The sequence below is a fragment of the Allofournierella sp. genome (assembly GCF_017889395.1).
Classification (GTDB): Bacteria; Bacillota; Clostridia; order Oscillospirales; family Ruminococcaceae; genus Allofournierella.
Genome location: NZ_JAGHKE010000017.1, coordinates 20,039 through 29,591, shown reverse-complemented (window position 1 = coordinate 29,591; position 9,553 = coordinate 20,039). Strand labels below are relative to the sequence as shown.

Below are 9,553 nucleotides of genomic sequence, written 5' to 3'. Positions count from 1 at the left end.
CGCCCAGCAGAGCGGCATCCCCTACGGCATCGGCTTTTTGAAGAACAAATACATCGGGCGCACCTTCATCCAGCCCAGCCAGAAGCTGCGGGAGAACACGGTGCGCATCAAGCTGAATCCCATCGCGGACACCGTGGCGGGCAAGCGTGTGGTGCTGGTGGACGACTCCATCGTGCGCGGCACCACCTCCAAGCAGATCGTACAGCTGCTGCGGGAGGCGGGCGCCACCGAGGTTCACTTCCGGGCCTCCAGCCCCAAGTTCCTCTACCCCTGCTACTTCGGCACCGATGTGGACAGCCAGAAGAATCTGATCGCTGCCAACTACACCACCGAACAGATCGCACAGCAGATCGGGGTGGACAGCCTGGGCTTCTTGAGCATCGAGAGTGTGAAGAAGATCGCCGAGGGCTGCAAGCTGGACTTCTGCGTGGGCTGCTTTACCGGCGAATATCCGGTGGAGCCTCCCAAGCGGGAATTTGAGGACAAATACTCCCAGAAGCTGAACAGCAACGACTAAAGAATGAATCGCCGGGGCCATTTTTCCGTGGCCCCGGCCTTGCCCGTGAAATGGGCATAATAAGGAGGAACAAATGGAAAAGAGCTTTTCTGCCAGCTACGCCGCTGCCGGTGTGGACATCACCGCCGGTTACAAGGCCGTGGAACTGATGAAGCAGCATGTGGCCCGCACCGTGATCCCCGGCGTGATGGGTGGTCTGGGCGGCTTCGGCGGTCTGTTTGAGCTGGACTGCACCAATATGCCCCACCCGGTACTGGTCTCCGGTACCGACGGCGTGGGCACCAAGCTGAAGATCGCCTTCCTGATGGATAAGCACGACACCGTGGGCATCGACTGCGTGGCCATGTGCGTGAACGATGTGGTCTGCGCCGGCGCCAAGCCCCTGATCTTCCTGGATTACATCGCCTGCGGCAAAAACGTGCCCGAGCGCATTGCCCAGATGGTGGCCGGTGTGGCCGAGGGCTGCGTACAGGCAGGCTGCGCCCTGGTGGGCGGCGAGACTGCCGAGATGCCCGGCTTCTACCCGGAGGATGAGTACGACCTGGCGGGCTTCACCGTGGGCGCCGTGGACAAGAGCAAGATCCTGTCCAACGAGGCCATGGTTCCCGGCGACGTGATCATCGCTCTGCCCTCCTCCGGCGTGCATTCCAACGGCTTCTCTCTGGTGCGCCGGGTCTTTGATCTGGAGAACCATCCCGAGGTGCTCAAGGAGTACCACGAGGAGCTGGGCTGCACCCTGGGCGAGGCCCTGCTGGCTCCCACCCGCATCTACGTGAAGCAGGTTCTGGCCGTGATGGACCAGATCGCTGTGAAGGGCGTGTCCCACATCACCGGCGGCGGCTTCTACGAGAACATCCCCCGCAGCCTGAAGGCGGGCTGCAAGGCCGTCATTAAAAAGGAGGACGTGCGCACTCCCGCCCTGTTCGGCTTCATCCAGAAGGCGGGCAATATCCCCGAGCGTGACATGTTCAACACCTTCAACATGGGCGTTGGCATGATCCTGACCGTGGCCAAGGAAGACGCGGACAAGGCTCTGGCCATCCTGAAGGAGCAGGGCGAGGACGCCTACATCCTGGGCGTGATCGGCGAAGGCGAGGGCGTGGAGTTATGCTGAACATCGCGGTTCTGGTCTCCGGCGGCGGCACCAACCTGCAGGCCATCCTGGACAGCCAGGCCCGGGGAGAGATCCCCCACGGCCGGGTGAGCCTGGTGGTTGCATCGAGGCCCGGCGTTTACGCGCTGGAGCGGGCCGAAAAGGCCGGGGTGCCCGGCGTGGTGGTGCGCCGCAAGGATTACGAGAGCAGCGAGGCCTTCGACGCGGCCCTGCTGAACGTTTTGAAGGAAAACCACATCGACCTGGTGGTGCTGGCGGGCTTTCTGTCCATTCTGGGGCCCAGCGTCATCGCCGCCTACCCGGAGCGCATCCTGAATGTGCACCCCAGCCTGATCCCCAGCTTCTGCGGCGAGGGTTTCTACGGCCTGCGGGTGCATGAAGCGGCTCTTGCCAAGGGCGTGAAGGTGACCGGCGCCACCGTGCATTTCGTCAACGAGATCTGCGACGGCGGCCGAATCCTCAAGCAGAAGGCCGTGGAGGTGCAGCCCGGCGATACCCCGGAGATTTTGCAGCGCCGGGTGATGGAGCAGGCGGAATGGATCATCCTGCCCGCCGCCATCGCAGAGGTCTGCGAAGAATACGATAAGTAAATTTAGTCTATATCATACGATTTGGAATATGGAGGCCAAGATGGAACAGCTGGATCTGTACAAACTGGTGAACGAAAATGCCTACCCCGGCCGGGGCATCGTGCTGGGCCTTGCCCCCAGCGGCAAGAAGGCGCTGATCGCCTACTTTATCATGGGCCGCAGCGCCAACAGCCGCAACCGGGTATTTGACCCGGTGCCCGAGATCGGCGGCATCCGCACCCTGGCGGCCGACCCCGCCAAGCTGGAGGACCCCAGCCTGATCATCTACAACCCGGTGCGCACCGTGGCGAATGCCCACATCGTGACCAACGGCGACCAGACCGACACCGTGTACGAGTTCATGGCCCGTGGCGAGCGCTTTGAGGACGCCCTGCGCACCCGTACCTTTGAGCCGGACGGCCCCAACTGGACCCCCCGCATCAGCGGTCTGGTGGAGCTGGAGAATGGCAAATGCAGCTACAAGCTGTCCATCCTAAAGAGCGCCGACGGCAACGGCGAAAGCTGCCGCCGCTACTTCTTCGAGTACCCCGTCCCTGTGGCGGGCGAGGGCCACTTCATCCACACCTACAAGTGCGACGGCAACCCCATCCCCAGCTTTGAGGGTGAGCCGGAGAAGATCGCCCTGCCCGAGGAGGCCGAGGAGCTGGCCACCAACCTGTGGGCAAACCTGAACGAGGACAACAAGGTCAGCCTGTTCGTGCGTGCCATCGACCTGGCCACCGGCGAGACCGAAGACGTGATCATAAACAAGTACGACGCTGTTTGCGACGAAGAATAAGGGGGAGAACGATACCATGACCGAACTGGAACTGAAATACGGCTGTAACCCCAACCAGAAGCCCGCCCGCATCTTCATCAAGGAGGGCGAGCTGCCGGTGACCGTTTTGAACGGCAAGCCCGGCTACATCAACTTTCTGGACGCGCTGAACTCCTGGCAGCTGGTCAAGGAGCTGAAGACCGCCACCGGCCTGCCCGCCGCTGCTTCCTTCAAGCACGTTTCTCCGGCGGGCGCGGCCCTGGGCCTGCCCCTGGACGATACTTTGAAGAAGATGTACTTCTGCGAGGGTCTGGAGCTGAGCCCTCTGGCCTGCGCCTACGCCCGCGCCCGCGGCGCCGACCGCATGAGCAGCTTCGGCGACTGGATCGCCCTGTCCGATGTGTGCGACGAGAGCACCGCCAAGGTCATCCAGCATGAGGTGACCGACGGCATCATCGCCCCCGGCTACACCGACGAGGCCCTGGCCATTCTGAAGGCAAAGCGCAAGGGCGGCTACAATATCGTGCAGATCGACCCGGACTATCAGCCCGAGCCCATCGAGCGCAAGCAGGTTTACGGCATCGTGTTCGAGCAGGGCCGCAACGAGCTGAAGATCGACGAGTCCATGCTGGAGAACCTGGTCACCGACAACAAGACCCTCACCGACGAGCAGAAGCGTGACCTGATGCTCTGCCTCATCACCCTGAAATACACCCAGTCCAACAGCGTGTGCTACGCCCAGGGCGGCCAGGTGATCGGCGTAGGCGCCGGCCAGCAGAGCCGCATTCACTGCACCCGTCTGGCCGGCAACAAGGCCGACATCTGGCAGCTGCGCCATCATCCCAAGGTGCTGGCCCTGCCCTTCCGGGAGGACATCGCCCGCCCCAACCGGGACAACGCCATCGACGTTTACATCAGCGACGAGTACGAGGATGTGATCGGCGACGACGTGTGGGCCGAGACCTTCACCGAGCAGCCCGCCCCCCTCACCGCTGAGGAAAAGAAGGCATGGCTGGCCCAGGTGAAGGGCGTGGTGCTGGGCAGCGACGCCTTCTTCCCCTTCGGCGACAACATCGAGCGCGCCCGCCGCAGCGGCGTGGAAGCCATTGTGCAGCCCGGCGGTTCCATCCGGGACCAGCAGGTCATCGACACCTGCAACAAATACGGCATCGCCATGGCCTTCTGCGGCATCCGGCTGTTCCACCACTAAGGAGAACCGGCTGCGCGGCACAAATTTGTGCCATTGGGCTTTTTGCCCTGCCGCGATTTTGTTATAATATAAGACGGAACCGCGCTATTCCAGGCGGTGGAACGCGTCAAAAAATTTTTTGTGAGATGAACCAAAAAGCACAGCCAATCCTTGGTGGATTGGCGAGCATTTTTGGAAAATATCACGGAAAATTTTGACGTGGGCCGCCGCCTGAGCCATAAGGCGTGAATGGCGTGGGGGCGTCTCGAGCCAGACGACCATAAGAAAGCATGAAAAGGCCGTCTGGCTTTTTGAATGCTCCACACTTGCCTGCATGGAACGAAAGAGGGAATCAAGCGCATGAAAATATTGGTTGTGGGTGGCGGTGGCCGTGAGCACGCCATCGTGAAAAAACTGAAGGAGAGCCCCCTTTGCACCGAGCTGTGGGCGGCCCCCGGCAACGGCGGCATCGCCTGCGACGCCAAATGCAAGAACATTTCGGCCACCGACATCGAGGCCCAGGTCGCTTTTGCGAAGGAAGAGGGCTTTGACTATGTGGTGGTCGCGCCGGACGATCCGCTGGCTCTGGGCCTGGTGGACAAGCTGGCCGAGGCGGGCATTCCGGCCTTTGGCCCCAGCGCCGCCGCGGCCCGCATCGAGGCCAGCAAGGTGTTCAGCAAGGACCTGATGAAGAAGTACGGCATTCCCACCGCGAAGTACGAGGTGTTCACCGAGGCCGATGCGGCCATGGCCTACATCAAGGCCGAGGGCAGCTATCCGGTGGTCATCAAGGCGGACGGTCTGGCGCTGGGCAAGGGCGTGCTGATCTGCCAGAACGAAGCCGAGGCCGAGACCGCTCTGCACGAGATGATCGACGAGAAGAAGTTCGGCGTATCCGGCACCCGGGTGGTGGTGGAGGAGTTCCTCACCGGCCCCGAGGTGAGCGTGCTGGCCTTCGCCGACGGCGAGACCCTGAAGCCCATGGTTTCCAGCATGGACCACAAGCGCGCGCTGGACGGCGACGAGGGCCTGAACACCGGCGGCATGGGCACCATCGCCCCCAACCCCTGCTATACCCCCGAGGTGGCCGAGGAATGCCGCAAGCAGATCTTCGAGCCCACCATGAAGGCCATGCAGGCCGAGGGCTGCCCCTTCAAGGGCTGCCTGTACTTCGGCCTGATGATCACCCCCAAGGGACCCCGGGTGATCGAGTACAACTGCCGCTTCGGCGACCCCGAGACCCAGGTGGTGCTGCCCCTTCTGGACAGCGACCTGCTGAAAATCATGCTGGCCTGCACAAACGGCACCCTGGCGGACACCGAGGTGAAGTTCAAGAACGAGAGCGCCGCCTGCGTGATCCTGGCCAGCGGCGGTTACCCCGAGCACTACGAAAAGGGCAAGGAGATCACCGGTCTTGAAAACGGCCAGGTGCCCGGCAGCGACGTGGTGGTCTACCACGCCGGTACCGCCGAGAAGGACGGTAAGCTGGTGACCAGCGGCGGCCGCGTGCTGGGCGTGAGCGCCACCGCCCCCACCCTGGAAAAAGCGCTGGAAAAGGCCTACGCCGCCAGCGAGCAGATCCATTTTGACAAGCTGCACAAGCGCGCCGACATCGGCCGCCGTGCCCTGAACGCCTTAAAAGGAGAGTGAACCCATGGTATACCGCATTTATGTGGAGAAGAAAAAGGGCTTTGACCACGAGGCCCAGAACCTGCTGGGCGAGGTGCACGGCCTGCTGGGCATCCAGTCGGTGACCGGCCTGCGCATTCTGAACCGTTATGATGTGGAGGGTGTGAGCGAGGAGCTGTTCCGCAGCTGCATCCCCACCGTCTTCAGCGAGCCCCCGGTGGATGACACCTGCGACCACTGCCCCGAGGCGGATGTGGTGTTCGCGGTGGAATACCTGCCCGGTCAGTTTGACCAGCGGGCCGCTTCCGCCAGCGAGTGCATCCAGCTGATCAGCCAGGGCGAGCGCCCCACCGTGCGCACCGCCCGGGTATATCTGCTCACCGGCAACCCCACCGAGGCGGAGCTGGCTCAGATCAAGAAGTACGTCATCAACCCGGTGGAGGCCCGCGAAGCCAGCCTCTCCCGCAAGGATACCCTGCAGATGGAGTACCCCACTCCCAGCACTGTGGAGACCCTCACCGGCTTCTGTGAGCTGGACGAGGAGGGCCTGGCCAACTTCGTGAAGGAGAAGGGTCTGGCCATGGACGAGGCGGACATCGCCTTCTGCCAGAACTACTTCCGGTTTGAAAAGCGGGACCCCACCATCACCGAGATTCGCATGATCGATACCTACTGGTCCGATCACTGCCGCCACACCACCTTCGGCACCATTCTGGACGAGATCGAGATCCGGGATGTGCAGGTGAAGAAGGCCTTCGACAACTACCTGACCATGCGCAAGGCGGTATACGCCGGACGCAAGAAGAATATGTGCCTGATGGACCTTGCCACCATCGGCGCCAAGTATCTGGCCAGCATCGGCAAGCTGAAGAACCTGGACGAGTCCGAGGAGATCAACGCCTGCACCGTGAAGATCAAGTGCGATGTGGACGGCGAGGAGCAGGACTGGCTGTATCTGTTCAAAAACGAGACCCACAACCATCCCACCGAGATCGAGCCCTTCGGCGGCGCGGCCACCTGCATCGGCGGCGCCATCCGTGACCCCCTGTCCGGTCGCAGCTACGTCTACCAGGCCATGCGCGTGACCGGCGCGGGCGACCCGCTGGTTCCGGTGAGTGAGACCATGGCGGGCAAGCTGCCCCAGCGCAAGCTGGTCACCACCGCCGCCGCCGGTTACTCCAGCTACGGCAACCAGATCGGTCTGGCCACCGGTCAGGTGGATGAGCTGTACCACCCCGGCTACGTGGCCAAGCGCCTGGAGATCGGCGCTGTGGTGGGCGCGGCTCCCGCTTCCAACGTGCGCCGTGAGGTGCCCGCTGCCGGCGATATCGTGGTGCTGCTGGGCGGCGCCACCGGCCGCGACGGCTGCGGCGGCGCCACCGGCTCCTCCAAGGCCCACAAGCTGGAGAGCCTGGAGACCTGCGGCGCTGAGGTGCAGAAGGGCAACGCCCCCATCGAGCGCAAGCTGCAGCGTCTGTTCCGCCGCCCCGAGGCCACCCGCCTGATCAAGCGCTGCAACGACTTCGGCGCGGGCGGTGTGTCCGTTGCCATCGGCGAGCTGGCCGACGGCCTGGCCATCGACCTGGATGCCGTGCCCAAGAAGTACGAGGGCCTGGACGGCACCGAGCTGGCCATCAGCGAGAGCCAGGAGCGCATGGCCGTTGTGCTGGCACCCCAGGATGTGGAGGCCTTCGTGAAGCTGGCCCATGAGGAAAACCTGGATGCCACCGTGGTGGCCACCGTCACCGAGGACCCCCGCCTGACAATGACCTGGAAGGGCAACACCATCGTAAACATCAGCCGCAACTTCCTGAACTCCAACGGTGCCGAAAAGCGCGCCCGGGTTCTGGTCTATGATTGCCAGGACTACAAGGTGGACTGGAAGGGCGAGACCTGGGCCGAGAAGATGCAGAATCTGGTCACCGATCTGAACGTGTGCAGCAAGAAGGGCCTGTCCGAGCGGTTCGACTCCACCATCGGTGCGGCCACTGTGCTCATGCCCTTCGGCGGCAAGTACCAGCTGACCCCCGCGCAGGCCATGGCGGCCAAGCTGCCGGTGAGCGGCGAGACCACCACCTGCAGCGGCATGGCCTGGGGCTACAACCCCTACCTGATGGAGAAAAAACAGTACAGCGGCGCATACCTGGCCGTTGTGGAGAGCATCTCCAAGCTGGTGGCCAGCGGCTTTCGCTATGAGGACGCCTACCTGACCTTCCAGGAATACTTCGAGCGTCTGGGCGATGTGCCCGAGCGCTGGGGCAAGCCCTTTGCCGCCCTGCTGGGTGCTCTGATGGCCCAGGTGGATCTGGGCGTGGCCGCCATCGGCGGCAAGGACAGCATGTCCGGCAGCTTTGAGGATCTGGATGTGCCTCCCACGCTGGTGAGCTTCGCCACCGCCATCGGCAATACCAAGAACGTGATCAGCCCCGAGTTCAAGGCTGCGGGCAGCAAGGTGGTCTGGCTGTATCCCGAGTATCAGGATAAGCTGGAGCTGCGCCCCGCGCCCCACAGCCTGAAGAAGCTGTACAAGAAGGTGGAGGAGCTGATCGCTTCCGGCAAGGTGAAGGCCGCTTATACCCCCGGCTACGGCTGCGCCGCCGAGGCTCTGTTCAAAATGTGCCTGGGCAACCGGCTGGGCTTTGCGCTGGATGCCGGCCGTGATCCGGAGAACCTGTTCCATCCCGCCTACGGCAGCTTCATCCTGGAGGTGGAGCCGGATCTGGAGCTGAATGAGGGCGTTGTCCTGGGTACCGTTACCGAAACCTACGCGCTGAAGATCGCGGGCGAGACCATCGACCTGGCTGCTTTGCAGGAGGCCTGGGAGGGCAAGCTGGAGCCGGTGTTCCCCTACCGCAAGGCAGGTGCCACCGTGGACAAGATCAGCTACGAGGCCACCGAGCGCAAGGCTCCGGCCATCGGCATCGCCAAGCCCAAGGTCATCATCCCCGTATTCCCCGGCACCAACTGTGAGTACGACACCGCTCGCGCCTTTGCCCGTGCCGGTGCGGACCCGAAGGTGCTGGTCATCAACAACCTGAGCGCCTCGGCGGTTGCCGAGAGCTGCGCCGCCCTGACCCAGGCCATCCGGGAGAGCCAGATCGTGATGCTGCCCGGCGGCTTCTCCGGCGGCGACGAGCCGGACGGCAGCGCCAAGTTCATCACCGCCTTCCTGCGCGCTCCCTCGGTCACCGAGGCGGTGCACGAGCTGCTGCAAAAGCGCGACGGCCTGATGCTGGGCATCTGCAACGGCTTCCAGGCGCTGATCAAGCTGGGTCTCGTGCCCTACGGCGAGATCCGCCCCATCACCGCGGAATGCCCCACCCTGACCTTCAACACCATCAACCGCCACCAGAGCATGCTGGTGAACACCCGCATCGCCTCGGGCAAGAGCCCCTGGCTGAGCCGCTGCAGCGTGGACGAGGTCCACACCATCGCCATCAGCCACGGCGAGGGCCGCTTCGTGGCCAGCGATGAGGTGGTGAAGAGCCTGATCGAGAACGGTCAGGTGGCCACCCAGTATGTGGATGCGGCGGGCCAGCCCACCATGGACCTGCGCTACAACCCCAACGGCAGCGTGCTGGCCATCGAGGGCATCACCAGCCCGGACGGCCGTGTGCTGGGCAAGATGGGCCACACCGAGCGCAGCGGCGACGAGCTGTACAAGAACGTGCCCGGCAACAAGTACCAGCCCCTGTTCGAGGGCGGCGTGGATTACTTCAAGCTGTAAGCCCAAAAAACAAAGCGGGCGGGCGAGGCC

The 9,553-nt window shown here is 63.4% G+C and carries 7 protein-coding genes; all 7 read left to right on the top strand.

Features of this window, described 5'->3' with window-relative positions; genetic code table 11:
- On the top strand, nucleotides 1–517 hold a 517-nt coding region (locus J7G73_RS03475), incomplete at its 5' end, for an amidophosphoribosyltransferase (RefSeq protein WP_291245247.1).
- A gap of 73 nt (nucleotides 518–590) precedes the next feature.
- Nucleotides 591–1,631: a phosphoribosylformylglycinamidine cyclo-ligase gene (purM, locus tag J7G73_RS03470; RefSeq protein ID WP_087180956.1), complete on the top strand. Its 1,041-nt coding sequence runs from the start codon at nucleotides 591–593 to the stop codon at nucleotides 1,629–1,631.
- Nucleotides 1,625–2,221, top strand: a complete 597-nt coding sequence (gene purN, locus J7G73_RS03465; protein ID WP_087293254.1) for a phosphoribosylglycinamide formyltransferase — start codon at nucleotides 1,625–1,627, stop codon at nucleotides 2,219–2,221. The genes purM and purN overlap by 7 nt, the downstream gene beginning before the upstream one ends.
- Nucleotides 2,222–2,261: 40 nt before the next feature.
- Nucleotides 2,262–2,999 carry an IMP cyclohydrolase gene (locus tag J7G73_RS03460; protein ID WP_291245246.1) on the top strand — a complete coding sequence of 246 codons (738 nt, stop codon included), beginning with the start codon at nucleotides 2,262–2,264 and terminating at the stop codon, nucleotides 2,997–2,999.
- 16 nt (nucleotides 3,000–3,015) lie between these two features.
- Complete coding sequence (locus J7G73_RS03455) at nucleotides 3,016–4,188, top strand: phosphoribosylaminoimidazolecarboxamide formyltransferase (protein WP_291245245.1); 1,173 nt, start codon at nucleotides 3,016–3,018, stop codon at nucleotides 4,186–4,188.
- Between the two features lie 339 nt (nucleotides 4,189–4,527).
- Nucleotides 4,528–5,817 (top strand): phosphoribosylamine--glycine ligase, encoded by a 1,290-nt coding sequence (purD, locus tag J7G73_RS03450; RefSeq protein WP_291245244.1) that lies wholly within the window; start codon nucleotides 4,528–4,530, stop codon nucleotides 5,815–5,817.
- 4 nt (nucleotides 5,818–5,821) lie between these two features.
- Nucleotides 5,822–9,523, top strand: a complete 3,702-nt coding sequence (locus J7G73_RS03445; protein ID WP_291245243.1) for a phosphoribosylformylglycinamidine synthase — start codon at nucleotides 5,822–5,824, stop codon at nucleotides 9,521–9,523.
- Nucleotides 9,524–9,553 lie beyond the last annotated feature (30 nt).

Excerpts from the sequence above, each read along its gene's own strand:
- purM (WP_087180956.1), top strand. The coding sequence starts at position 591 with ATGGAAAAGAGCTTTTCTGCCAGCTACGCCGCTGCCGGTGTGGACATC.
- purN (WP_087293254.1), top strand. The coding sequence starts at position 1,625 with ATGCTGAACATCGCGGTTCTGGTCTCCGGCGGCGGCACCAACCTGCAG.
- J7G73_RS03460 (WP_291245246.1), top strand. The coding sequence starts at position 2,262 with ATGGAACAGCTGGATCTGTACAAACTGGTGAACGAAAATGCCTACCCC.
- J7G73_RS03455 (WP_291245245.1), top strand. The coding sequence starts at position 3,016 with ATGACCGAACTGGAACTGAAATACGGCTGTAACCCCAACCAGAAGCCC.
- purD (WP_291245244.1), top strand. The coding sequence starts at position 4,528 with ATGAAAATATTGGTTGTGGGTGGCGGTGGCCGTGAGCACGCCATCGTG.
- J7G73_RS03445 (WP_291245243.1), top strand. The coding sequence starts at position 5,822 with ATGGTATACCGCATTTATGTGGAGAAGAAAAAGGGCTTTGACCACGAG.